Raw genomic sequence first — 23,459 nt, 5'->3', positions numbered from 1 at the left:
TGTACGCGTCTCAGCTGATGTGGGCGCAGCCCGAGCGGCCGGCAGGCGTGCAACGCGTTACTCCGGCAGCTGCCGCATTTCCAGCACCCGCAACCCCAGCGACTGGCAGCGGGCCAGCAGCCCGTACAGGTGCGCCTCGTCGACGACGTCTCCGAACAGGACCGTCCGGCCGGACATCACCACGTGCTCCAACTCCGGAAAGGCGCTGGTCAGCGGTTCCGATATATGTCCTTCGACGCGGATCTCGTAGCGCATGAGCGGCTCTCCCGCAGGCAGCCCCGGGCGTATGGGGTGCGGCTTCCCTCCCATCGTCGGCCTCCGTACGGCGTCCGGCCTCACCCTGCGGAGGTGACCCTACGTACCGGCGAGGGCGTTCGCCGGGGCCGGCGGCCTTCCCCTCACAGCAACCGCAGTTTGCGGGCGCGGCGCACGGCGTCGGTGCGACGGCTGACCGCCAGCTTCCGGTAGACGCCTTTGAGGTGGGTCTTGACCGTGTTCACCGACACATGGAGGTCGGCGGCGATCTCCTCCGTGGACATCATCCGGTCCAGCCGTCGCAGTACGTCCCTCTCGCGCCCGCTCAGTTCCTCCACGACGGGCGGCAGCTCGTCTGCGGAGCGTGATGTCCCACCGGGCGGTACGCGCCCGGGCACCAGCCATCCGGCGGCCGACTCCCGCAGTGGCCCGGCGCTCAGGAAGGGGCGTATCCACGGTTCCGCTTCGAGGAAGGGGCGGCGCAGTCTGTCGCGCCGTGCCTCCCGCAGGGCCTTTGCCAGCAACCGGCGCGCGGTGGCGCTGTCCCCCGCCCCGTCCGCTGCCCGCGCCCTCACCAGCGTGGCCCGGACCGTCAGCCCCGGGCCGGCGCGGGGTTCCGGGCGCACGGTGTCGAGCAGGGCGATCGCCGCGCCGGGATCGCCCGCGGCGAGGAGGGCCCGCGCCGCCCCCACGGCGCACGCCACCTGGCCGCCGGGAACCTCGCGCAGGAGCTCGGCCGCCGCCTCCGGCCGGCCTTCGGCCAAGTGGGCCGCGGAGGTGATGAGCGCGGTGTGCCCCGACGCCCAGGGCGAGGCCGTCTCGGCGCGGACGGCCGGTTCGGCCGCCTCGACCGCGGCGCGCGTCCTGCCCTGTGCCAGCAGCAGGTGCGCGGTGGCCATGGCCCGCCCCGCTTCGGTCACCGGGTCCCGCATCGGGGGCGGCGACTGGGACACCGAGTCCAGCAGGGTCTGGGCGTGGTTCAGTTCGTTGCGCTCCACGGCCACCGCTGCCAGGACCAGTTGCCCGACGCCGAAGCCGGAGGGCTGTGGCAGGCCGCACCGTTGGGTCGCGGTGATGGCCTCCTGGGCCGTACGCTCCGCCCGGCCGAGCCAGCCGTCCAGGTAGTCGATGAGGGCCAAGCGGCTCAGCGCATCGCCGCGTGGCAGCGCCGTCGAAGCTTCCCCGGGGGCACCGGCCGCCGCGACCAGGGCGGCGCGTGCGTCGTCGAAACGCCCGGCCCACAGCCGTGTCGAGCCCAGGTGGGTCAGCAGAAGGGCGGTGAGTTCGGGATGCTTGTCCAGCAACCCGGAGGGAACTTCGTCGCGCAGGTGCCGGGCTGTCGCGGCGGCCGTCTCCGCCCTGTGGGGCGAGCCGGTCAGCCGGGCCGCCAGGGCTTCCAGCAGGGCGCAGTTCAGCCGCGCGGCGGCGGACTGGCCGTTCGCCTCCACCCGGCCCAGGTTCGTCTCGGCGCGTCCAAGGTGTGTCAGGCCCCGGCCGGCGTCGCTCCGGGCCAGTGCACGAGCCGCGCGGACGATGTCCGTCGCGGGGCTCGCGGGCTCGGGCCCCATCCCTGCGAACAGTTGGGCCAGGTCGTCGGAGCGCCGGCCGGTGAAGAACTGACCGATCGCGAGATCGTCCACGAGGGCGCCCGCCGTGAACTCCCAGTCGCCCGCTGCGGCCCCGTGACCGAGTGTCTGCTCAAGGGGTCCGGAGCGCCGCAGCCAGTGCGCGGCCCGCCGGTGGAGCTCGGGCCGCAGGCCGGGACACCGTACGCGCAAGTGGGCTCGGAGAATCTCTCCGAACAACGGGTGGAGGCGGTACCAGGAGTGCCCGAGGTGCTCGACGAACGCGTTGTCCCGGTGCAGTCCGTTCAGCACCGCCTCGGCGTCGGTACGCCCGGTGAGCGCGTTCACCAGGTCGGGGCAGAAGCGCTCGAGGACGCTGGCGCGCAGCAGGAGATCCTGCGTTTCGGACGGCTGCCGCTCCAGGACCTCAGCGACCAGGAAGTCCGCGACCGTGGAACGGTCACTCTCGAACTCCTTCAGGTAGCGCTCCGCGTCCGGACGCTCCTGCGCGGCCAGGGCGCACAGCCGCAGGCCGGCGGCCCAGCCCCGGGTGCGCTGTACGAGCGCGCGTGCGGCGTCCACCGGAAGACTCAGCCCGTGCAGTTCCAGGAGAGCGGCCGCTTCCTCGGGGGTGAAGGCCAGCTCCGCACCCCTGATCTCGGTCATGTCGCCTGCCGCCCGGTACCGGTGCAGGGGCAGCAGTGGCTCGGTGCGGGTGACGAGGACCAGGCGCATGCCCCGCCCCGCGTGGCGCAGGACGAACTCGAGCTGTTCCGCGATCCGCGGGTCGCCCACGCGGTCGTACTCGTCGAGGACCACGATGACGGGTTCCCCCCGGGCACTGAGATGCGCCGCGACACGCGCCAGCAGCGTACGGTCCACACGGTTCGCGTCGGCGGGACAGCCGACGTCCGCGGGCATCGGCACACCGGCGACGCGCAGGGCTTGCATCAGGTACGCCCAGAGGATTCCGGGTCCACGGCCCGTCCCCTCGGTCGTGAGCCAGGCGACGGGCTCGTCCCTGCCGGCCACCCAGTCGGCCACGAGAAGGGTCTTGCCGGCCCCGGCGGCTCCGTTGACCATGGTCAGCGGGGTGGAGAGGGCCTGGTCAAGATGCCGGGTCAATCGCCTGCGGGGCAGGAAAGTCGCCGGGGGCGCGGGGACGGCGAACCGGGTGCGCAGGAACGGCTCTCCCTGGGGATCGGCGTCCGGGGACATGGGACGGTCGTCGTGCTGCGGCTGCCGTGCCATCGCGGTCCACCACCACCCTTCGTCAGGTTGTGGGCGACGCTTCTCATCAGGATGGCAGTGTTCGGGCGTGTATGCGCGCGATGTCGCGCCGGGCTCCCCCGTCACGGGTGAGCCGCCCGCCGGCGACAGGGCGCAGAGTGGGCACCGCACCACTGGTGCCCGACCTACTGGTGCCCGACCCACTCGTGCCCGCACCACGGGCGCCCGCACCGCCAGGCGACGCGCGATGCGCGCCCACCGCGGCCACCGGGCGAGCAGGGGGCACGGCCGGCCGCGGTCACCACGGCGGGCACGGCAGAGGACACACAACCGCACTCGGAGGTGGCCGCGTGGCGCAGTACGATCCCGTCCCGCGGGTGGACGAGGCCGCGGCCGCGATGCTGGAGGCCCTGTTCACGCAGTCGCCGGTCGGCCTGCACCTGCTGGACGAGAACCTGTGCGTGGTGCGGGTCAACACCGCCACACCGGTCATGCGCGACGTACCGCCGGGGTCCCTGCGGGGGCGCCCGTTCCGCGAGGTGTACGGCCTGGTGGACGACGACGATGACATGGAGGCACTTCTGCGCGGGGTTCTGCGTACCGGAGAGCCGGTGACACAGCGCGTCGTCCGCGCCGGCGTAGGGAAGAGTCCGCCGCAGGAGCGATCCTTCGAGGTCACCGCCCTGCGCCTGGAGGGGGACCATCGCACGTCGCTGGGCCTGGGCGTCACCGCCGTGGACGTCACCGAACGGGAGCAGGCGCGCGTCCGCACCGGCGTGCTCGGTTCCGTACGCCGGAAGGTGGGTCGCACCCTGGATCCGGCCGTCACCGGCGAGGAGCTCGTCGATGCGGTGGTGCCGGGGTTCGCGGACATCGCGATCGTGGAGGTGGTGGACGCGGTCATCCGCGGTGACGACCCGCCGGCAGCGCCGTTGCGGCCGGGCACCCCCCTGATGCGCACCGCATTCCGCAGCGCCCGGCCGGGCACACCGCCGACGCACCCGGTCGGCGGCGTACGGCGGCTGCCGGCGCCCACACCCTTCACCCAGGCGCTGGCCGATCTGTGCCCACGGGTGGTTCCCCTGCGTCCGTCCGCCCCGTGGCTGTCGCTCGATCCGCCCGGCGCCGAGGCGATCCGTTCGTCGGCGGCCCACTCCCTCCTGGTGGTGCCCCTGGCGCTGCGGGAAGCGCCGTTGGGCATCGTCAGCCTCTACCGCACCGGAGACTCCCGGCCCTTCGAGGACGCCGACCGGGAACTCGCCGTCGAGCTGGCCGCGCATACGGCGCTGTGCGTCGACAACGCCCGGCGTTACACGAGGGAGCACACCGTCGCCGCCACCGTCCAGCGCCAGTTGCTGCCCCGTCGTCCGGAGAGCCGCACCTCGCTGGAGACCGCGTACCTCTCGGTCACCGGCGGCGATCCCGGCGCCTGGTACGACACGATCGCCCTGTCCAGTGCCCGCACCGCCCTGGTCGTCGGCAGGGTGTCGGGCAGCGGACTGAACGCGGCGGCCACCATGGGGCAGTTGCGCACCGCCATCCGGTCCCTGACGGCATTCGACCTCGCCCCCGACGAGCTCCTCGCCCGTCTGCAGGACACGGCACGTCAGCTCGCGTCCGAGCGGGCACACCTGCCGCCCGGCGACCCGCTGCACCGGGAACCTCTCACCGCCGACTGCGTGTACGCGGTCCACGACCCGCTGACCGGCACCTGCACGACAGCCGTCGCGGGTGATCTGGCCCCTCTCGTCGTGCGCCCGGACGGCACCGTCACCGTCCCCGGCGCACCGGCCGGCCCACGCCTGGGCACTGCGGAGGACGCCCCCTTCGCGGCCACCGTCGCCGACGTACCCGACGGCAGCGTGCTGGTGTTCGCCAGCGACCCGCACCTCACCTCGTCACTCGCCGAAGCAGCGAGCCCCTTGGCGTCGACACCGGACTACCGCGACCGCCCGCTCCAGGACCTGTGCGACTCGCTCGTCTACGCGCTGCCGTCCCGTCGCGGCACGGAGGACGCAGCGGTGATCGTCGCGCGCACGCGCCCCTTCCCCCGCGACCGTTTCGTTGCATGGCCGCTCGACGACGACCCGCAGGCAGTGGCCGACGTTCGGCGCCGTATCCGCGGCCAGCTCGCCGCGTGGGACGTGGACGACGAGAGCGCGTACAACACCCGCCTCATCGTCAGTGAACTCGTCACCAACGCCGTCAAGTACGGAAGTCCACCGCTCGAACTCCGCCTCATCCACGACCGCACCCTGACGTGCGAAGTACGCGACGCCGGCTCGGGCGCACCCCTCCTGCGTCACGCCGGCACGGTCGACGAAGGCGGACGCGGCCTGTTCATCATCGCGCAGCTGGCGCAGGCGTGGGGCGTCCGGTACACGGCACCCGGCAAGACGCTCTGGACCGAACAGGCGCTGCCTGACACCGACCGCCACGACCGGCCACGGTGAGTCCGGCGCCTGGCCGAAGTGTCGGCGCGGAACACCAGCGTTCCTCATGCGATCCGACGTGAGTGAGCTGCACCACATTCGGTTCGCATCGCAACAGTCACGGTGGCCGTCGGCGTTCGCGCGTCGACTCAAGCGTCTATGCAGGTCGGAGGGGTCCATGGGCGGCTGCGCGGTCACTGCTTGTGACAGGTGAGGCGTGTGGTGTGGGGCCGGAGGTGGGCAGACGCTCACTTCTCAGAATTTTCTTACCGATGGCGTTGCACGTTTGACCGTCCCGGTTCGGAAAGCTGCGTCTTGAGGACAGCGAAGTCCTCCGGCACCACCGGGAGTTGACGGTGCCGTCCATCGGAGAGGGACAAGCCGTGACGCCTGATGACGTGTTCGCCCTGCTGCTGCTCGCCACCGCCCTGCGCGTCTTCACCCCGGATCTGCGCCACCTGACCCGGCGCCTGCTGCGCGCCGGGGTGCGGGTGGGAGCCGCCGCCCTGGTCGAGGACCGCTCGCGCGGCCGTTTCCCGCACGAGGCTCTGGCCCCGGCCGGTCGCGACGAGGAGGCCCAGCCGTGAACGCTCAACTTCCTTCGCCGGACGAGTCCGGCGAGCGACTGGCCGAAGTCCAGTACCGCATGCCGCCGGCACTTGAGGCGTTTCATGACATGTATGTACATGCCTACTTGAACTACGCCCACACGATGCTCGGGGACAAGGACGCCGCCCGTGCCGTGGTCCGCCGCTGTTTCTCCCACCTCGCGCTCAACTGGGAACGGGTCATGCGTACGGAGAGCCCCGAGGCGTACGCGTGGGCGCTGCTGAAGGTACGCGTGGACACCCACCTGCGTCTGGCCGGCCTCGATCCGCAACTCGTGGAGACCGCCGCCTTCCAGCGCACCGCCGCGGCGGTGCTGGAGTCGGTGCGCTGCCAGTTCGCGGTGATGGAGACCGCCTCGGGCCTGTACACCGCCATCGCCTCCCTGCCCGAGCGGCAGTACGACACGATCGTCCTGCCGTACGTACTCGGATACCCGTCCGACAAGGTCGCCAGCATCATGGGCGTCGAACAGGACACCGTGCGCTCCCACCGGCGTCTGGCCCGGCGACGGATCGCGAAGAAGCTCGGCCTGCCCCTGTACGCGGTCGCTGACAAGAAGAAGGACTGATCCATGCGGCATCCGCGCGACATCGACGAAGCACTGGAAGACGCCGTGATCCCCGACGCTTTCGCCGACTTCGACCTCGCGGCATCCAAGCGGGAGATCGCCCATGACGTCACGAACACCCTGCTGTTCGACACGGCCCTCGCCCGCAGCGCCGGCATCGCCCGCCCCGCCCCGGCCACCCCGGCCGGTTTCTTCCCCACCCTTCACGACCAGGCGGCCAAAGATCTCGACGCCCTGTCCGCCGAAGCGCTCAACGGCATCGACGCCGCGGAGCACCTGGCCCGTCTGGTCAACGCCCGCCGCATCGAACCCGACGGCGCCCTGCAGTTCGCCTGCCTGCTGAATCTGGCCGGCAGCCACGAGGCGGCACAGTTCTGGTGGCAGTTCGCCGCCGGCTCGGGGAATCCGACGGCCGCCTACTGCCTCCACCTCCTGCACCTGGCACGCGGTGAGCGCCGTGACGCCGCCCACTGGGCCGACCAGGCCGCCGACCTCGATTCCGGGGACATGCTCCACGCCGGACGGCTGAGCATCCGCCACGCCACCCGGCACGACGACCACCGCGCACCCAACCCCGTCCTGCGCGCCCTCGTGCAGCAACTGACGACCGACGAAGACGACGAATTCGGCAGCGTGCCCCACCCCGACCCCCAACTGGCCGATCAGATCGAGGTACTCGCGGACGCCCTTTGACGCAGGCCGCCCATGCCGATGCCGTGGCCGGCCTGCCGACTGCCGCGCCCTGTGTCGCCAAGGCTCGGGCGCGGGCCCGGCGGGCCGGTGGGCGGGTGGGCGGGTGGGCCCGGTGTGCCGGCTCGAACCGCTCGATCGGGAGGCAGACGGCGACCACGTGCGGCGACGACTGTCTCAGACCTTCCGCGCGGCACATGGCACCCACGTGGCATCGCATGGCGCCACTTGGCGCGCCAGATGGTGCCACCTACCGCCCGCCGTCGCACACCGAGCATGCATGGCGCCGCCACTACATCGGCCCGCTTCACTCGTTTCCGCAGGCCAGCCCACCACCCCTCGCCCCCATCACCCCTACGACACCACTCAGGCTTGCCAATGGCACCACAGTGGTGCCATGATGGCGTTATGGACCTCACCCCGTATGTCGACTCCCTACGCCGCGAACTCGCGGTGGCCGCCGAAGCCGGCGGCGACGAAGCCCGTCAGCTGGCCGACAGGCTCACCGCTCCGCTGGAGTCCGCGACGCGGCTGACCCTGCTCAACGTGCTTTCCGCCGCGATGGACGAAGTCACCCGCCACCTCGCCCCCGGCTCGGTCGACGTACGGCTGCGCGGGCTGGACCCCGACTTCGTGGTGACACCGCCGCCCACCGACGGCGGCGCCCCCGCGGAGCCGGCCGCGCCACTCGAACCGCTCAGCACCCCGGCCCCGGCCGACGGCGACGAGGGCGGCACCGCCCGCGTCAACCTGCGCCTGCCGGCCCACCTCAAGGTCCGCGCCGAGGAGGCCGCGGCCCGCGAGGGCCTGTCGGTCAACGCTTGGCTGGTACGCGCCGTGTCGGCCGCCGTCGACGGCGGCACCCGGCCGCGCACGACGGAGAAGAGCAAGACCGTCGGACAGAGCTTCACGGGCTGGGTGCGCTGACCGCGCCCCTGCTCGCCACCACCTCACCCACACCACGTCCCACCAGCGGGGACGGCCCGAAGACCCACGAGGACGGGACAGCCATGCCTTCTTTCGACACTCCCGAACCGATCACGGCCACGGCGCACGTGGAAGCCGGTTCCCTCCAGTTCACCGCGGGCGACCGCCTCGACACCGTCGTCGAGGTGCGCCCCCGCGACGCGAAGAAGGACCAGGACGTACGGGCGGCCGACCAGACCGAGGTCACGTACGCCGGCGGCGTCCTGAACGTCAGGACACCCAAGGGCAACCTGCTCGGCCTCGGCCGCACCGGCACCGTCGACGTGACGGTCGAACTGCCCACGGGGTCGCACGTCGACATGACCGGCGCCTGGGCCCAGGTACTCGGCGAGGGCCGGCTCGGCGAGGTCCGCGTGAAGACCTCGGCCGGCGACGTGCGCCTCGAAGCGACCGGTCCGCTGAAGCTGACCGCCTCCCACGGGTCGATCACCGTCGACCGGGTCGAAGGCCCGGCCGAGATCACCACCAGTTCCGGCAGCCTGCGCGTCGGCCTCGTCGACGGCCCCGCCGTCCTGAAGAACTCGCACGGCACCACGACCGTCGGCGCCGCGACCGGCGAGCTGCGGGTCAGCGGCGCCAACGGTGACATCGACATCCGGCGCGCCGAGGACTCGGTCACCGCCACCACCGCCCACGGCGCCCTGCGCGTGGGCGAGGCGGTCCGCGGCACCGTCCAGCTGGAGACCTCGTACGGCGCCATCGAGGTCGGAGTGCGCGAGGGGAGGGCCGCCTGGCTCGACGTCAGCTCGGGCTCCGGCCAGGTGCGCAACACGCTCACCGCGTCCGAGACCCCCGACGAGACCGAGGACACCGTCAAGATCCGTGCTCGCACGCGGTACGGCAACATCGACATCCGCCGCGCCAAGGTCTGAGCACCACAGCCTCGTCCGGCCCAGACCCTCACCCCACTTCCCCCTTCGAACGGAGGGCACCATGCCTTCTTCTGTCATGCCCACGTCAGTACAGGCGGAGGCTCGCCCCTCGCCGGTCGCCATCTCCGCCGCCGGTCTGCGCAAGTCCTACGGCGACAAGACCGTCCTCGACGGCATCGACCTGCGCATTCCCGCCGGATCCGTGTTCGCTCTGCTCGGCCCCAATGGCGCCGGCAAGACCACCGCCGTGAAGATCCTCTCCACCCTCGTCACCGCCGACGGCGGCCAGGCCCAGGTCGCCGGCCACGACATCGGCACCTCACCGGACGGCGTACGCGCCGCGATCGGCGTCACGGGGCAGTTCTCCGCCGTCGACGGCCTGATCACCGGCGAGGAGAACATGCTCCTCATGGCGGACCTGCACCACCTGCCCAAGCACGAAGGGCGGCGCGTCGCCGCCGAACTCCTTGAACGCTTCGACCTGGTGGAGGCGGCGGAGAAGCCCGCCTCCACCTACTCCGGCGGCATGAAGCGCCGCCTGGACATCGCCATGACACTGGTCGGCGACCCGCGGATCATCTTCCTCGACGAACCGACCACCGGCCTCGACCCGCGCTCCCGCCACACCATGTGGCAGATCATCCGTGCGCTGGTGTCCGACGGCGTCACCGTCTTCCTCACCACCCAGTACCTGGAGGAGGCCGACGAACTCGCCGACCGCATCGCCGTACTCAACAACGGCAGGATCGCCGCCGAAGGCACCGCCGGCGAACTCAAGCGCCTCGTCCCCGGCGGCCACGTCCGCCTCCGCTTCACCGACCCCGACACCTACCGCGCCGCCGCCACCGCACTGACCGAAGCCACCCCGAACGACGAGACCCTCGCCCTCCACATCCCCAGCGACGGCAGCCAGCGCGAACTGCGCTCCATCCTCGACTGGCTGGACGCCGCAGGCATCGAGGCGGACGAACTGACCGTCCACACCCCCGACCTCGACGACGTCTTCTTCGCCCTCACCGGAAGCGGCGCCGGCATCCCCAACCAGCCCAAGGAGAGCGGCCGATGACCTCCCTGTCCCTCGCCGTACGCGACTCGACCACCATGCTGCGCCGCAACCTCCTGCACGCCCGGCGCTACCCGTCCCTCACCCTCAACCTGCTGCTCACGCCGGTCATGCTGCTGCTGCTCTTCGTCTACATCTTCGGTGACACCATGAGCGCCGGCATCGGAGACGGCGGCGGCGACCGCTCCGACTACCTCGCGTATCTCGTCCCCGGCGTCCTGATGCTCACCATCGGCGGCACCACCATCGGCAGCGCGGTGTCCGTCTCCACCGACATGACCGAAGGCATCATCGCCCGCTTCCGCACGATGGCGATCCATCGCGGGTCCGTACTCATCGGGCACGTCGCAGGCAGTGTGCTGCAGTGCGTGATGAGCGTGATCCTCGTGGGCGCCGTCGCCGTGGCCATCGGCTTCCGGGCCACGGACGCCACGGCGGTGGAATGGATCCTGGCGCTGGGGCTGCTGTCGCTGGTGTCCCTCGCGCTCACCTGGATCGCGGTCGGCATGGGCCTGTCCAGCCCCAACGCCGAAGCCGCCGGCAACAACGCGATGCCGTTGATGGTCCTGCCGCTGCTGTCCAGCGCCTTCGTGCCGATCGACGCCATGCCCGGCTGGTTCCAGCCGGTCGCCGAGTACCAGCCGTTCACCCCCGCCATCGAAACCCTGCGCGGACTGCTGCTCGGCACCGAGATCGGCCACAACGGATGGCTCGCCGCCGCCTGGTGCGTCGCACTGGCCGTACTCGGCTACGCCTGGTCCAAGTCGCTCTACACCCGCGACCCGAAGTAGCGGCCGGCACTTGTCCGACGCCTGGGGGCGGCGTACTCCGACACTTCGTCGGCGTACACCGCCCCTTACGCGTCAGGACGCGATGCGGCACACCGGTGTCTAGTTCGTGAAGGTGAAGTACTTCCAGGTCCCGTGCGTCGTGCTGTTGACGGTGTCGCCGGAGGATCCGTTGACGTACGACGAGCGCATCCGGGCGCGGATGCCGGACTCTCCCGGCGCCTCCAGCCTGACGGCGGACTGGCCGTTGGTGCCCAGCGCGAAGTACTCGGACACGGAGGGGTACCAGGTGCCCTGGTGGTAGACCTCGAGCTCGAACCGCTGCTTGCGGCCGGAATAGTAGTTCATGGTCGTGGTGAACACCGGATCGGTGTTCCTCCGGAAGTAGAAGTACGTCGTGGACCCGATCTTGCCCGTCCGGTAGTGCTTGGAGACGCTGACGGACACCTTGGCCTTGGCGTACGCGGTCGACTTCACGGTCTTGGAGGCGTAGCGGGCGTCGCCGGCGAAGACGGCGGAGACGACGGTGTCGCGCTTCATGTCCACGGTCGCCGACAGGTTGCCCTGTGCGTTGACCTTGGCCTTCTTCAGCAGCTTGTTCGGCTTGTCAGGGCCGTAGGGGTTGGCGTAGATCTCGACCACGCGGTTCTTGTACGTGGTCCCGAGGTGCGCCGTGAAGGACACGTCGGCGCCGTACGCGTACGTCTTGCCGTTCCGGTTCAGGGTCAGCGAGGTGGACTTGCGCGAGACCTGCACCGAGTCGGAGCCGGAGCCGGGAGCGTGTGTGGCGTCGCCCGCGTAGGCGACCTTGTAGGTGACCTTGCCGCCGGCGGGAGGCGTGTCCGTGAGGGAGAAGGTGCCGTCGGCCTTCGTCGTGGCGCTGGGCAGGACCTTGCCGCTCGGGGACTCGAGGTCCGTACGGGTCACCTTGAGGGGCGTGCCGGCGGGGAGCGCCGTCTTCGAGGTCAGCTTCCCGGTCACGGTGAGCTTCTTGGCCCGTTCGGCGCTGGTGGGAGCCGACACCTTCAGAGCGGGCAGCTCCTTGGTGGGGTCGGTCAGGGCGCGCAGGGTGAAAGTGCCGTAGGTGTTCTCCGACACCGCGAAGACGCGGCTGCGGTCGGGCGCCCACGCCAGCGCGCCGGGGACCAGGACGTCGCCGCCGCTGCTGTTCCCGGTGTTGGGGAACTCGTACTGCCGCGTCGGCTTCGGGTCGCCCGCCCGGTGGATGTGGACGTCGGGCGCGTACCAGGAGGAGGAGCCGCCCGCGACGGTGCCGTCGGGGGCCACGGCGATCGCGTTCGGGTACGCCTCGGTCGGGTAGGACGCCGTCTCGCTCAGATCGGTGGTCGAGTAGACGGGGAAGCCGTACCCGTTCCCACTGCCGTCCCAGGAGGTGAGGACCTGCTTGCCGTCGGGCGTCAGGTCCAGTTGCTTCACGCCGGTGTCCATGTCGCCCTGGACCCGCAGCACCGCGCCCTCGGCGGAGACGTCGTAGACGGCGAGCCGGCCGCCGGCCCCCGCCACCAGGACGCCCGGCACGGCCGGGTCGGCGCCGAGGAGCGGTGCGGCGCCGAAGAACTGGGCTCCCCCGCTCTGGTCGAGCTTCACCACGGGCTCGGCGCCGGAGACGTCGAGCGACCCGATGCTCGACCCGTAGCCGAACCAGAGCCGCCCGTCGACGATCTCCAGGCTGGTCGGAGCACTGGCGCTGGCCAGGGCGTAGGAGGCCGTCTGCGTGTACGTGCCCGTCTCCACCGAGACGATCCGGGCGGTGTCCTTCACGGCCGCGTACACCTGGCCGGAGTCCGCGGACAGCGCGAGGCCGGTCACTCCCGGCAGGCCGGTGAGAGTGGCCTGCACGGCGCCCGTGTAGTCGGTCACGACGATCTTGCCGCTGGTCGGATCGGACACGTAGACACGCCGGTGAACCCCGTCCACGACGATGTCGCCGACCGACTTGACGGACAGGACTTTCGCGGAGTCGGCTGCGGCCGGACCCGTGGTGCCCGCGACGAGCGCCGCGGAGCTGAAGAGGACGGCGAGCGCCGTCGCGGTCGAAATGCTGCGCCTGCGCACAGTGATGTGAACCCCCACAGAAGGAACCCGGTGTTCGCCGGGTTGACAGGAGAAGGCGGCGCGGTCCCCCCTCGCGCCGCCGATGGGCGCGTGGAGCGCTGCCGAGGGGGTCAGCGTATGACATGTCAGCGACAGTCGCGTTCCGGATTTCTTCCGCGCTCCCCTTCGCCCGGCCCGCCGCGCTCGCCCGGCGGACCGTGCTCGGCGGACCGTGCTCGGCGGAGCTACGATGGTCGCTGGTGTCAGGGACTCTCAATCAGTCTGAGCGCGATGTTGAGCCTGAGGACGTTGACCCGTGGCTCTCCCATGAAGCCGAGGATCCGGCCGTCTGTGTGGCCGTCGACCCGATTCCGCACCACGGCGACGGGGAGGTTGTTGCATTCGGCCACCCGATGGATCTGCAGCCTGGCGGACGCCGGCGAGATGTGCGGGTCCAGGCCGGACGCGGCGGAGGTGACCGCGTCGGCCGGCACGTCCGACGGCTCGACGGTGTAGAGGGGGGCGAGTTGTCCTTGACGACGCGGCCTTGACTTCCATAACCCACTGGATCAGGTCCGCGTTGTCGGCGGAACGGTTGGTCGCACTGGAGAGCAGGAGCCGGTATTGGGTGTTGACGGTGTTGGAGTCGAGGCCGTTGCACGGGCGCAGTTAACAACCACTTCGGATCCGATGTTGGAATCCGCTCCCCCGCCCGCGCGAGTCGAGGAAGCGCAGCCCCGTGCGTCCACTGGAGCAGGAAGAGGATGCAACGGCGAAAAAGCAAGACTGCACGCAGGTAGGCGGGGCAAGCGCATCTCCACGTCGAGATTCACGCCGATGCCCCGGTAGACCCAGCGCTCGACCCTCAGGTGGCGTTCGGAGCACCCGGGCCATGTAATTGCCCAGGGGTCAGTACGCAGGGCAAGCGCGGTGATCAGGCGAGCAGCTGGAGGACAGCTGCGAGCAACGGGTCGTGTTGATGCACAGAACCTCTCCGGCTTGACGACGGCGAGGATGAGTTGACGTGCTCCCTGGCCTAAAGTCCAGGGATTTTGGCCTGGGTCGTCTGACCCTTCCCGGGGCTTCCTGCTTCAACACGCTGTGCGGGCACGTGTGCCCGTCTTACCTGCGCTCCACAAGCGTTTAGCGTCTTCGCCCGTCCGGCGGCGACGATGCGGCGTCCTTCGATAAGGATGTTGCGGGCTGCGTTGTAGTCGCGGTCGTGCACGGTGCCACAGGCCGTGCACGACCACTGCCGGACGTGCAGGGGCTTGGGGCCGTCCCTCAATCCGCACTTTGAGCAGAGTTGAGAGGACGGGAAAGCACGGTCCACCTTGGTAAAGGTGCGGCCGTGCAAAGCCGCCTTGTACTGAAGCATGCCGACGAACGCGGACCATCCCGCGTCGTGCACGGACTTCGCGAGCCGGGTGCGCCCGAGACCGGCCACCGCGAGGTCTTCCACATACACCGCTTGGTTGTCGCGAATGATCTGTGTGGATGCCTTGTGGTGCCAGTCCCGGCGCCGGTCGGCCACCTTGGCGTGCTGGCGTGCGACCTTGAGGCGAGCCTTGGCCCGGTTCTTCGATCCCTTGGCCTTACGGGACAGCTCCCGCTGAAGACGCTTGAGCTTCTTCTCCGCCCGGCGCAGGAAGCGAGGACTGCTGATCGTGCTGCCGTCGGACAGGACCGCGAATGCGGACAAGCCCAGATCGATACCGGACTCTGCCTCCACCTGCGGGAGGGTGTTCGGCTTGGTCTCCACGACGAAGCTGAGGAAGTACCGGCCGCAGCTGTCTTTGGTGACGGTCAGGGACGTAGGTGCGGCCGGAAGCCGGCGCGACCACCTGACCTTGAGGTCGCCGACCTTGGCCACATACACCGCGCCATCGTCCTTCAAGGAGAAGGCATTGGTGTTGAGGCGGATTGACTGCCGGGTGTCCTTCTTCGATTTGTAGCGGGGCGGTCCGACCTTGCGGCCCTGCCGCTTACCCTTGACCGAGTCGAAGAAGTTCTTGTAAGCGGTGTCCAGGTCCCGCAGGGACTGCTGCAGGACGACTGCCGACACCTCGGCGAGCCAGGACCGTCCCTCGGTTCGCTTGGCCCCGGTTATGCGCAACCGGGACAGTTCCGCCGACTTCACATACGGCAGCCCCGCCGCGTGCGCTTCCTTCCGGTCGCGCAGGCAGTCGTTCCACACCACACGGGCACACCCAAACGCACGGGCCAACGCACCGCGTTGCGAGGCGTCCGGGTAGGCCCGGTAGTTGTAGCGGAGCTGCACACCCAGATCCTATGACAATTAGTCTCATGGATGGGAAGAACGACATACGTGGCAGGCAGGCAGATGCTGATGCGCTGCGAAGAGAGCAGAACTAAAGGAGTTCAAGGGCAACACGATCACGCCCACCTTCTGGTGCACTACCCGCCCAGGGTCGCCGTCTCGAAACTGGTCAACAGCCTCAAGGGCGTCTCCGCTCGCCCGATACGGCAGGAGTTCACCCGTCGGATTGACCGCGCCACATGCAGGGGCACCTGTGGTCGCCCTCGCATTTCATCGTGCGGCGGAGCACCGTTGGCGATCGTCCGCCAGCACATCGAGCAGCAAGAAGTCCGCTCTGAAGTGCACGTTAGAGCAGCCTTGCAATGCCTTCACCTCCGGCGTGAACGCCGGGGTTTCCAGCAGGAGTCCCGAAAACCGACCATGACGACGGCCACCACCAGACCGACGATGCTCCCGGCAGCCACAGCTCCGCCACCCCCTTGGCGATGAACGCCACCAACGCGAAACCCGCGACCGTGGTCGCGAAGGCCACGTCGTCCATCGTGAACTCCTCAAGAGGCTCGATTGAAGATCGAATCGGACCGCTGAAGGAAAGCGTGCTGCCACTGATAGGCCGACTTCCGGCTCACCCAAAGCCGACGAGCGACCTCGGGCGGCCGGATGCCCTCGGCAATCAGTCCGGCGGCTTCCAACCTCACCGCCTCGCGGCACTGACGGCCCTTCGCCATCAGCGCACCCATATCCGCACATCGCGTGGCCGACGGTCTACCACCACCGGCCGCCCCTCAGCCGAGCACCAAGGTTCGTCACCTCATAACGCTGAAGTCACTAACGCTCCCCGGCCGCTTGCGAGCCCGACACTCCCTTAAGCTGCGCGCATGAGCGCACCACACGCTTGGGCTGGGCGGGGGCGTCACCACCGGACGCGCGGGTAGAAACGCACGTCCGCGCGGCAGCCGCCACCCGGTCGACCGGGGTTTCGCCGGCCTCGGCATCCGCGGTGCAGACGGCCGAGCACGCTGCCGTGTTGGTCCTCGGTCAAAGGCGGCAACTCGGGACTCTGGCACCCGAGGCATCCGGGAGTCCGATGTTTCCCCGAGCGGTGCCGACTTGTCCTCCGCACTCGTGATCCGCCCTACGGGTGCCGCATCAGGCAGCGTTCGCCCTGAGCGGTCTGCGACGATGGCTCCATGGACGAGCAAGCCATTCCCATTCTTCGCGTCGAGAACGCTGCGGCGGCGCTCACGTGGTACCAGCGCCTTGGCTTCGCGAAGCAGTGGGAGCACCGCTTCGAGCCGGGACTTCCCGCGTTCGTCGAGGTCGCCCGGGCCGGGGTGCGGTTGTTCTTGTCGGAGCACAAGGGCGACGCCCGCCCCGACACATTGGTCTACCTCCGCGTTCGTGATGTCGATGCCGTCGCTGCCAAATTCGGTGTGCGGGCGAAGGATGCTCCATGGGCGCGTGAGATCGAGTTGCGCGATCCTGACGGCAACCGGCTACGGATTGGCACGCCGACGGAATGACACTCCCCCGGCAGCGCGGCGGCGAAGCTGTGCCGGTGAAGGCCTCCGAGGCGAAGTTCACTTGCGCGGACCGGGTCCGGGATGTGCTGCACAACTTTAACGCCGATGACTTGAACTCCCTTTGCCTGCACCTCGACTACGCCGACCACACCGGCCACACCGGCCACACCGGCCACAGGGAGCCGGGCGGCATGGACCGCCGCTGCAACATCTCTTCTCGTTGATCGCGGTGACGGTCCCAGAGATCAACGAGAAGATTGGAAGTAGACCTGCGACACGAGCTCATGGAGTGGTGGTTCCCCGCGTCGGGGCGGTGCTCCCGGCCCAGGCGTCCATCCGCCATACATCGTCATCAACGGCTACGAGGACGAGATCAAGCCGGTCACCACTACCTGCGGGACCGGCGAAGCGGACGGCCGACGTGGGCACGAGCTGTTGTCCGTGGTGCCCGGTAGCGTGCGGCGCGGTGAGTATGTGGATCCGAGCGCTCGAACCGTCGCAACCGCCCGGTGACACGGCGGCCTTTGAGGCCCTTCTCGACATGGAGTTCGACGAACTGCGCGGAGTGGTCCGGGCAAGCGACGCCGTATGGCTCGAGAGCAACCTCTCCAGCTCAACGAGCTCTACTGCCCACCGTCGCAGTCGGGTGGCGCCTGCGAGCTTCCCGTTTGCGGTGGCCCGCACCTACCGGCCCCTGGCAGCGGTGTCGGCCATGTTGCGCTGGACCCACCGGCCGTCGCACGCACCTCGGAGCACCTGGAGGCAGTGTCGTTCTCGCAACTGTGGCAGGCATGGCGGCCCTTGCTCTCATCGCAGATTGACGACGAGCTGGGGGAGCGCCTGGCCGCGCACCACGAGGACCTACTGGCCTTCTATGGCAGGACGGCGGTGCGGCGATGGGAGGTGGCCAAGCACTTCTCCTTCTAGGTGGGCGAGGGAAGGCCGCCCTCAACCGGCGCCCGGCGGGACTGTCGGACCCGGCTGCTATATCTGAGGCATGACCGCATTCAAGGACTTCAACTTCAAGCTGCTCGTCGTCGAGAAGCTCATGTACTGGGACGGGACTCTGGGCCCGGAGTTCAGCCTGGAGGAGCACATGCGGGCGCGCGGCGTAGCGGACCTCCACGCTTATGTGGAGGAGAACGAGCTGGAGTACACCGTCCTCGACGAGGCCCGTGCCTACTTCGAAGGTCTGGAGATTTCCGATGAGTTGCTCGCCACTGTGGGCGAGCTGACTTTCGACGGTGGGAACCAGGCGTTCATGGAGTGCGCCCCGGTGTGGGACGGCGAGGACGACCTCTTCGACGTGCGTTCCCTGGACGACCTGAGTCTCGTGCCGAATCTCAAGCTGTTCACCGGCGCCCGCTCGCTGACACTGACCCTTCCCGACGCTCTGGAAACCTTGGCGGCCAAGGGCATAGCCACGCGCTGACGCGGTCTTGCTCCGTGCCGCCGCAGCGGAGCTTCTGTCCGATCGCCGGTCAGTGCGAAGGAGCGGTCACAATGGCGGTGTGGCGCGGACTGTGGCCGGCCGCAGCATCTGCCCCGCGGCCAGTTCCCTGTACGTGGGGCTGCTGGTGAGCAGTTCCTCGTGGCGTCCGACCGCGACGGTGCTGCCCTGATCCAGCACGATGATGCGGTCGGCGTGCTGGACCGTGGACAGCCGGTGGGCGATCACCAGCACTGCGCACTCCTGGGCCACGTCCCGCATGACCCGGGTGAGCGCTGCCTCGTTGACGGCGTCCAGGTGTGACGTCGGCTCGTCGAGCAGCAGCAGTGAGGGCCGGGCGAGGAGCGCGCGCGCCAGGGCGACCCTCTGCCGTTCGCCGCCGGAGAGGGTGCCGCCCCGTTCGCCGAGCAGCCCGGATAGTCCGCCGGGCAGCCGCTCGACGACGTCCGTGAGCTGGGCCAGTTCGACCACGCGCCGGACTTCGGCCTCCGAGGCGTCGGGAACGGCGTACGTGATGTTGTCGCGCAGCGTGCCGTGGACGACATGCGTGTTCTGGTCCACCACGGCGATGCGTGAGCGGCAGGCCGCCCGGCTCAGCTCGCCGGCCGGCCTGCCGTCGAACAGCAGGGTGCCGGAGTCCGGCTCGTAGAACCTGGCCACCAGGGCGAAGATCGTGCTCTTTCCCGTGCCGGACCTTCCGACCAGGGCGGTCTGGCACCCGTGGGGAGCGGTGAAGGAGACACCGCGCAGCACGGGCCGGCTCCGGTCGTAGCCGAAGGTGACGTCCCGCAGGGCGAGCGCCGGTTCCTCGCAGCCGACGGCAGGCCGACGGGCAGGCACCCGGCGCACGGCCGGCGTCTGAGCGCATGCCGGTTCCGCCGACGTCTGGGCGTGTGCGGGTTCCGTCGGCAGCGACAGTGCCTGTTCGATGCGCTGGTAGGCGCCCATGCCGCGTTGCATCAGGCCGACGGCCCGGAATACGGAGGACAGCGGGAGGACCAGATAGGAGGCGTAGAGCAGGAACGCGACCAGGTCGCCGAGGGAGTTGGCGTGGCCGTTGACCCGCAGGCCGCCGATGACCAGGACGATCAGGAACGAGCCCTGTACGGCCAGCTCGACGGCCGGGCTCATCAGGGAGGCGAGCTTCGCGGTCCGCACCCCGGCGCCGTACGCCGACTCCACGCATGCGCCGATGCGCTGCGCCTCCCGGTCCTCGGCGCGGTGCACCCGCACCATCGGCAGGGCCCCGAGGGCGCGTTCCAGGTCGGCGGCGATGGCGCCGACGGAGGTCTGCATGCGTTCGGAGGCGGCTCGGATGCCCTTGAGCAGTGAGGCGACGATCAGCGCCGCTGCGGCCACGGTGACCGCGACCAGGACCAGCAGCAGCGTGTCGATCCACAGCATCAGGACGATCGCCCCCGCGGCGACGAGGGCGCCGGTCACCAGGTCGACCAGTGCCTGGGACACCACTTCTCTGAGCAGGGTGGTGTCGGTGGTGACCCTGGAGATCAGGTCCCCGCTGCGGTGCCGGTCGTACTCCCGCATCTCCAGCCGGAGCAGCCGCCCGATCAGGCTGTGGCGCAGCCCCCGTACGACGCGTTCGCCCATGCGCTCCAGCACGAAGCGGCCCACGGCGCCCGTCACCGCTTCGCTGACGAACAGACCGGCCAGGAGCAGGAGCAGCGGCCACAGCACCTGACCGCGCCCGCTCGCGTCCACGACCTGTTTGGCGACGAGCGGCTGGGCCAGCCCCAGGGCGGAGCCGGCCAGCGTGAACACGGTGGCGGCGAGGACCGACGCCCGGTGCCCGGCGGTCAGCCGGTACATGGTGGTTACGGCGGCCCGTGTGGAGTGGTCGGCCCCGGCCGCCGGTGGGACGGCCGCCTCGTCCACGACGTCGCCGGTCATCGGCCCGATCGGCTCGTGGCGGCGACGGTGATCAGCCGGGTGAAGTAGGAGTCCGGCACCCCTTCGCCGACCGGGCGGCCGTCCGCCTCGATCCAGGCGTGCGCCGTGAAGGGGGGCACCACGCGTACCCCCGTGCACCAGGTCGGCCAAGTGCCGCTGAGGCGGCACAGCAGCGCCGCACCCAGGGAACGTGGCAGGCAGCCCTTCGGGCCGGCGCACCGCAGGCTCACCGCGCACAGGGCGTCGCGCGCGTTCCGGGCCTGGTCGAAGGTGGCCGGCCTGGCTCCGCGCCCGGCGAGGGTGAGCACGGCACGGAGCCTGCGGGGCGGCAGCAGGGCCAGCGCGACGGCGAAGGGCAGGACGAGACGTGCGGCCAGACGCCGCTTCAAGGGGACCCCGGCGGGTCGCTCCAGTGCGCTGGGTGTCGTCATCGGGCCAGCCCGGAGGTACGCAGCTGCTGTACGAGTGCGTCGACGTCCTGCCTCGCTTGTGCGACGTCGATGTCGAACGCGTCGACGAGCGCACAGACCGCGTCCGCTTCTTCGCCGCCGGCGATGAGGGTGTCGACCACGAGGGTGGCGGTGGGATTCAGCTCCCAGTACTCGCCGGCGCGTTCGTCGAGCAGGACCGTGCCGTAGTCGGTCTGGGCCGTGGAGATGTCGGGAGCGAACTTCAGTGCCATGTGTGCGCCTTTCCGGCCGGGCGACGTTGCTTCGAAGTGGGGGTCAGGCGTGTTCCGTAGTGCGGTCGAGTCCGCGCAGCCACACTTCGGCGGCGATGGTCGAGTAGAGGATTGCGTCGCGCAGTTCCGGTGTGCCCGGCCGTTGCGCGAGGCGGCGCAAGGCGTTCCCGTCGACCAGGCCGGCCTGCTCCAGCCGCGAGTCCGACCACAGCGCCAGCAGGTCGGACCGGTGCTCGCGCAGCCCGTTGGACGCGTCCATGGACGCGGCGGCCTTGTTGGTACGTCGCAGGCAGGCGTCGGGCACGATCCCGCTCATCGCTCTGGTCAGCAGGGGCTTGTACTGCCAGGGCGTGACGCGCTCACTGGGGCGCACCGCGAGGCACGCCTCGATGACGCGGTCGTCGAGGAACGGCGATGCCATCGGCACGCCGGCGCGGGCTGCCATCCGGTCCCACTGGCGGATGATGCGCGTACAGGCCCGGATCTGTTCGAGGTCGGCGTGCAGGCCGCGGTCGGGGTGCAACGGGACGGCGTTCGCGGCCGCTTCGCGCAGCGCCTTGCGAGCGGCGTGTTCGGCGTCGGGTGTCACCCAGTCGAAGAGGCGGGGCGGCATGCCCCAGCCGAGGCTGGTGCCGACGGTGGCCGGCAGCGGGTCGCGCAGGCCGGTGACGGAGTCCGCCAGCCACTTGCCGTACGGGCGGCTGTCGGCCAGCGCCCGGGCCGTGCCGCTCAGTGGCCACTGCCACAGGGCCCTGAATCCGCGCAGTCGGGAGAGGGCGAACAGCGGTCGGGTGCGCAGCAGCCGGTGGTAGTACGCCTCGGAGCACCACGCCACGTGGTCGCCGCCGATGCCGGTCAGGTGCAGTCGGCTGCCGCGGTCGGCCATGGCGGGCAGGTGGTGCAGGACGCGGGAGCGGTCCATGACACCGATGGTCGGTTCGTCCAGCAGGTCGTCGACGGTGAGCAGATCCTCGTAGACCAGGGGTGAGGCATCCGCGTCCCACACCACGTGGTCGATGCCGGGCATCGACTTGGCGGCCTGTTCGGCCCAGTACAGATCGGTGTCGGCGGGGTCGCGCCCCGGCCAGGTGCTCGCCACGACGCGGGCCGGTGAACGGTTCGCCAGGAAGCAGATGGACGTGGAGTCCAGTCCGCCGGAAAGGTCGCAGCTGACCACACCACCCTGCCGGGTACGGGCGTCGACCGCCGTGACCAGGGCGTCGCGGACCAGGGGCGCCCCGTCGGTGAGTGTGCGTACCGGCTCCGGCGGCGACCACCAGCGCGAGTGGCGCACGGTCCGGCCGTCGGCCGCGACGATCAGCGCGTCCTCGGGCGAGACGGCGGTGACGCCCCGCCACATGGGCGCCTCGGCGAGCGGATGGGGTACGGGCCACAGCAGCCGTACGGCCAGTTGCTGTTCGTCCGGAGCGCTGCCGAGCACACCGGCGAGCACGTCGGCGCGAGTGGAGGCCACGTGCACGCCGTCCACCGAGGCGTGGAAGACCAGGCGGAGCCCGGACGCGGTGCCCTGCACCCTGAGCCGCCCGTCGTACGAGGCCACGAGGTGGAAACTCCCGGGCAGGGAGCGAGCAAGCGCGTCGAGTTCCGAGAGGTCGCGCAACCGCCCGGCCCGGCGTTCCAGTTCGGCGGCGTCGATCGGGCAGCAGCCGATGACGGCGAGTTCGGTGTGGCCGGAGCGCGCGGCGACGACCTCGTCGTCGTGCCACTGGCCGACGAGCCAGGGACGGCCCGAGGCGTGGGTCAGGCTCCGGTGACCTGGGCGGGAGAAGGAGCGGGCCACGGCGGCCGCGTCCTCACGGTCGCTGAAGACCGTGAAGTGCGCGTCGCCGGGGCCCGTCCCCGCACTCTCGTGCAGTTCAGTCATGACGTCGGATCAGTACCGTCGGTCGTCAGTTCTTGCTCAGGATGAGCCGGTCGTTGCCCGAGCGCTGCAGAAGCCCGGTCTTCTTCCGGAACGTCCCCAGCTTGGCGAGCGTCGGTGCCTCGTACGCCTTCTTCATGACCTCTCCCTACGTGCGGTGCCACTTCCCGCCTCACTGACCGGCCGTGAACCGGAAGGCCGGTTCGTTGCCGGCCGGTCCAGGCTTGTCGGAAGCCCGGACGGCGAGGCGGGTGTACGAACTAGCTACCTGCATCAGCGCACGTGGCGACAAGGCCGCGAGAGAAAATCAGATGATAGATAAACCGCGGATGTGGTCGGGAGGATGCGCTGCCCGGCACGGCTTCGGACCGCCGGCACACCGATGGCAGGCAGAGCCCACAACGGGCACAGAGAAACGTTTCCACCTCTCCACTCCAGGGCCGACGCGGCGGCACCTTCCGGTGCACACCGACCGCGAACCGGACGGAGCCGCCGGGGCGCACTGAGCCGTGTCGGCCGCGCATCCTTCTTCCACTCTCCTGCCGGCCCTGCCCGCCTCGGGTCAGCGCCGCTCGTGACGGGGAGTCCGGTGGCGTGCCGGGCCCCCAACCGGTTCGGC

General features: G+C 70.2%; 23 protein-coding genes and 2 pseudogenes. 13 read left to right on the top strand and 12 right to left on the bottom strand.

Annotated features, from left to right (window positions below):
- Positions 1-57: 57 nt before the first annotated feature.
- Complete coding sequence (locus ACWGH0_RS07070; RefSeq protein ID WP_453403130.1) at positions 58-255, bottom strand: hypothetical protein; 198 nt, start codon at positions 253-255, stop codon at positions 58-60.
- Between the two features lie 143 nt (positions 256-398).
- Complete coding sequence (locus ACWGH0_RS07065) at positions 399-3,071, bottom strand: LuxR C-terminal-related transcriptional regulator (RefSeq protein WP_453403129.1); 2,673 nt, start codon at positions 3,069-3,071, stop codon at positions 399-401.
- Between the two features lie 329 nt (positions 3,072-3,400).
- Between ACWGH0_RS07065 and ACWGH0_RS07060 the strand changes: the two genes are divergently transcribed.
- From ACWGH0_RS07060 to ACWGH0_RS07025, 8 genes are all read left to right on the top strand, one after another.
- Entirely contained in the window at positions 3,401-5,503 is a 2,103-nt protein-coding gene (locus ACWGH0_RS07060; protein WP_453403128.1) for a SpoIIE family protein phosphatase, read from the top strand.
- A 362-nt stretch (positions 5,504-5,865) separates the two neighbouring features.
- Positions 5,866-6,069: a hypothetical protein gene (locus ACWGH0_RS07055; protein ID WP_453403127.1), complete on the top strand. Its 204-nt coding sequence runs from the start codon at positions 5,866-5,868 to the stop codon at positions 6,067-6,069.
- Positions 6,070-6,158: 89 nt separating this feature from the next.
- Positions 6,159-6,659, top strand: coding sequence for a sigma factor-like helix-turn-helix DNA-binding protein (locus ACWGH0_RS07050; RefSeq protein WP_453403126.1), 501 nt, complete (start codon positions 6,159-6,161; stop codon positions 6,657-6,659).
- Between the two features lie 3 nt (positions 6,660-6,662).
- The gene (locus ACWGH0_RS07045; protein ID WP_453403125.1) at positions 6,663-7,352 is read left to right on the top strand and encodes a hypothetical protein; all 690 of its coding nucleotides are present in this window, start codon (positions 6,663-6,665) and stop codon (positions 7,350-7,352) included.
- Positions 7,353-7,757: 405 nt separating this feature from the next.
- Entirely contained in the window at positions 7,758-8,276 is a 519-nt protein-coding gene (locus ACWGH0_RS07040; RefSeq protein WP_453403124.1) for a hypothetical protein, read from the top strand.
- An 83-nt stretch (positions 8,277-8,359) separates the two neighbouring features.
- Positions 8,360-9,208, top strand: a complete 849-nt coding sequence (locus ACWGH0_RS07035; protein WP_453403123.1) for a DUF4097 family beta strand repeat-containing protein — start codon at positions 8,360-8,362, stop codon at positions 9,206-9,208.
- A 76-nt stretch (positions 9,209-9,284) separates the two neighbouring features.
- Entirely contained in the window at positions 9,285-10,274 is a 990-nt protein-coding gene (locus tag ACWGH0_RS07030; RefSeq protein WP_453403122.1) for an ATP-binding cassette domain-containing protein, read from the top strand.
- Complete coding sequence (locus tag ACWGH0_RS07025) at positions 10,271-11,062, top strand: ABC transporter permease (protein ID WP_453403121.1); 792 nt, start codon at positions 10,271-10,273, stop codon at positions 11,060-11,062. Before ACWGH0_RS07030 ends, ACWGH0_RS07025 begins: the two co-directional genes overlap by 4 nt.
- 99 nt (positions 11,063-11,161) lie before the next feature.
- Here ACWGH0_RS07025 and ACWGH0_RS07020 read toward each other — a convergent pair whose 3' ends face one another.
- From ACWGH0_RS07020 to ACWGH0_RS07010, 3 genes and pseudogenes are all read right to left on the bottom strand, one after another.
- Positions 11,162-13,135, bottom strand: a complete 1,974-nt coding sequence (locus ACWGH0_RS07020) for a YncE family protein (RefSeq protein WP_453403120.1) — start codon at positions 13,133-13,135, stop codon at positions 11,162-11,164.
- 242 nt (positions 13,136-13,377) lie between these two features.
- A pseudogene (locus ACWGH0_RS07015) lies at positions 13,378-13,780 on the bottom strand (potassium-transporting ATPase subunit C); the annotation flags it as partial.
- Positions 13,781-14,150: 370 nt separating this feature from the next.
- Positions 14,151-15,395 carry an RNA-guided endonuclease InsQ/TnpB family protein gene (locus ACWGH0_RS07010; protein ID WP_453403119.1) on the bottom strand — a complete coding sequence of 415 codons (1,245 nt, stop codon included), beginning with the start codon at positions 15,393-15,395 and terminating at the stop codon, positions 14,151-14,153.
- Positions 15,396-15,500: 105 nt separating this feature from the next.
- Between ACWGH0_RS07010 and ACWGH0_RS07005 the strand changes: the two are divergent.
- Positions 15,501-15,659: pseudogene (locus ACWGH0_RS07005) on the top strand (IS200/IS605 family transposase); the annotation flags it as partial.
- 82 nt (positions 15,660-15,741) lie between these two features.
- Here the strand turns inward: ACWGH0_RS07005 and ACWGH0_RS07000 are convergent.
- Positions 15,742-15,936, bottom strand: a complete 195-nt coding sequence (locus ACWGH0_RS07000) for a hypothetical protein (protein ID WP_453403144.1) — start codon at positions 15,934-15,936, stop codon at positions 15,742-15,744.
- A 10-nt stretch (positions 15,937-15,946) separates the two neighbouring features.
- A complete protein-coding gene (locus ACWGH0_RS06995; RefSeq protein ID WP_453403118.1) occupies positions 15,947-16,135 on the bottom strand; it encodes a helix-turn-helix domain-containing protein in 189 nt (62 codons plus the stop codon).
- Between the two features lie 450 nt (positions 16,136-16,585).
- Here ACWGH0_RS06995 and ACWGH0_RS06990 point away from each other — a divergent pair, with 450 nt between their 5' ends.
- From ACWGH0_RS06990 to ACWGH0_RS06975, 4 genes are all read left to right on the top strand, one after another.
- On the top strand, positions 16,586-16,918 hold the full coding sequence (locus ACWGH0_RS06990) for a glyoxalase superfamily protein (RefSeq protein WP_453403117.1): 333 nt from the start codon (positions 16,586-16,588) through the stop codon (positions 16,916-16,918).
- Positions 16,919-16,953: 35 nt separating this feature from the next.
- The gene (locus ACWGH0_RS06985; protein WP_453403116.1) at positions 16,954-17,142 is read left to right on the top strand and encodes a hypothetical protein; all 189 of its coding nucleotides are present in this window, start codon (positions 16,954-16,956) and stop codon (positions 17,140-17,142) included.
- Between the two features lie 577 nt (positions 17,143-17,719).
- On the top strand, positions 17,720-17,845 hold the full coding sequence (locus ACWGH0_RS06980) for a hypothetical protein (protein ID WP_453403115.1): 126 nt from the start codon (positions 17,720-17,722) through the stop codon (positions 17,843-17,845).
- A gap of 70 nt (positions 17,846-17,915) precedes the next feature.
- Positions 17,916-18,350, top strand: coding sequence for a DUF6892 domain-containing protein (locus ACWGH0_RS06975; RefSeq protein WP_453403114.1), 435 nt, complete (start codon positions 17,916-17,918; stop codon positions 18,348-18,350).
- 66 nt (positions 18,351-18,416) lie between these two features.
- Here ACWGH0_RS06975 and ACWGH0_RS06970 read toward each other — a convergent pair whose 3' ends face one another.
- Genes ACWGH0_RS06970 through ACWGH0_RS06950 form a run of 5 tightly spaced genes read right to left on the bottom strand, consistent with a single transcriptional unit; the run spans position 18,417 to position 22,979 of the window.
- Complete coding sequence (locus ACWGH0_RS06970; RefSeq protein ID WP_453403113.1) at positions 18,417-20,276, bottom strand: ABC transporter ATP-binding protein; 1,860 nt, start codon at positions 20,274-20,276, stop codon at positions 18,417-18,419.
- The gene (locus tag ACWGH0_RS06965; RefSeq protein ID WP_453403112.1) at positions 20,273-20,707 is read right to left on the bottom strand and encodes a lasso peptide biosynthesis B2 protein; all 435 of its coding nucleotides are present in this window, start codon (positions 20,705-20,707) and stop codon (positions 20,273-20,275) included. The genes ACWGH0_RS06970 and ACWGH0_RS06965 overlap by 4 nt, the downstream gene beginning before the upstream one ends.
- The gene (locus ACWGH0_RS06960) at positions 20,704-20,958 is read right to left on the bottom strand and encodes a lasso peptide biosynthesis PqqD family chaperone (protein ID WP_453403111.1); all 255 of its coding nucleotides are present in this window, start codon (positions 20,956-20,958) and stop codon (positions 20,704-20,706) included. The genes ACWGH0_RS06965 and ACWGH0_RS06960 overlap by 4 nt, the downstream gene beginning before the upstream one ends.
- 43 nt (positions 20,959-21,001) lie before the next feature.
- Entirely contained in the window at positions 21,002-22,843 is a 1,842-nt protein-coding gene (locus tag ACWGH0_RS06955; RefSeq protein WP_453403110.1) for a lasso peptide isopeptide bond-forming cyclase, read from the bottom strand.
- A gap of 25 nt (positions 22,844-22,868) precedes the next feature.
- Positions 22,869-22,979, bottom strand: coding sequence for a keywimysin-related RiPP (locus tag ACWGH0_RS06950; RefSeq protein WP_356565628.1), 111 nt, complete (start codon positions 22,977-22,979; stop codon positions 22,869-22,871).
- Between the last annotated feature and the right edge of the window lie 480 nt (positions 22,980-23,459).

The sequence above is a fragment of the Streptomyces sp. NPDC054887 genome (genome assembly GCF_053610585.1).
This window is presented reverse-complemented; position numbering and strand designations above follow the sequence as displayed.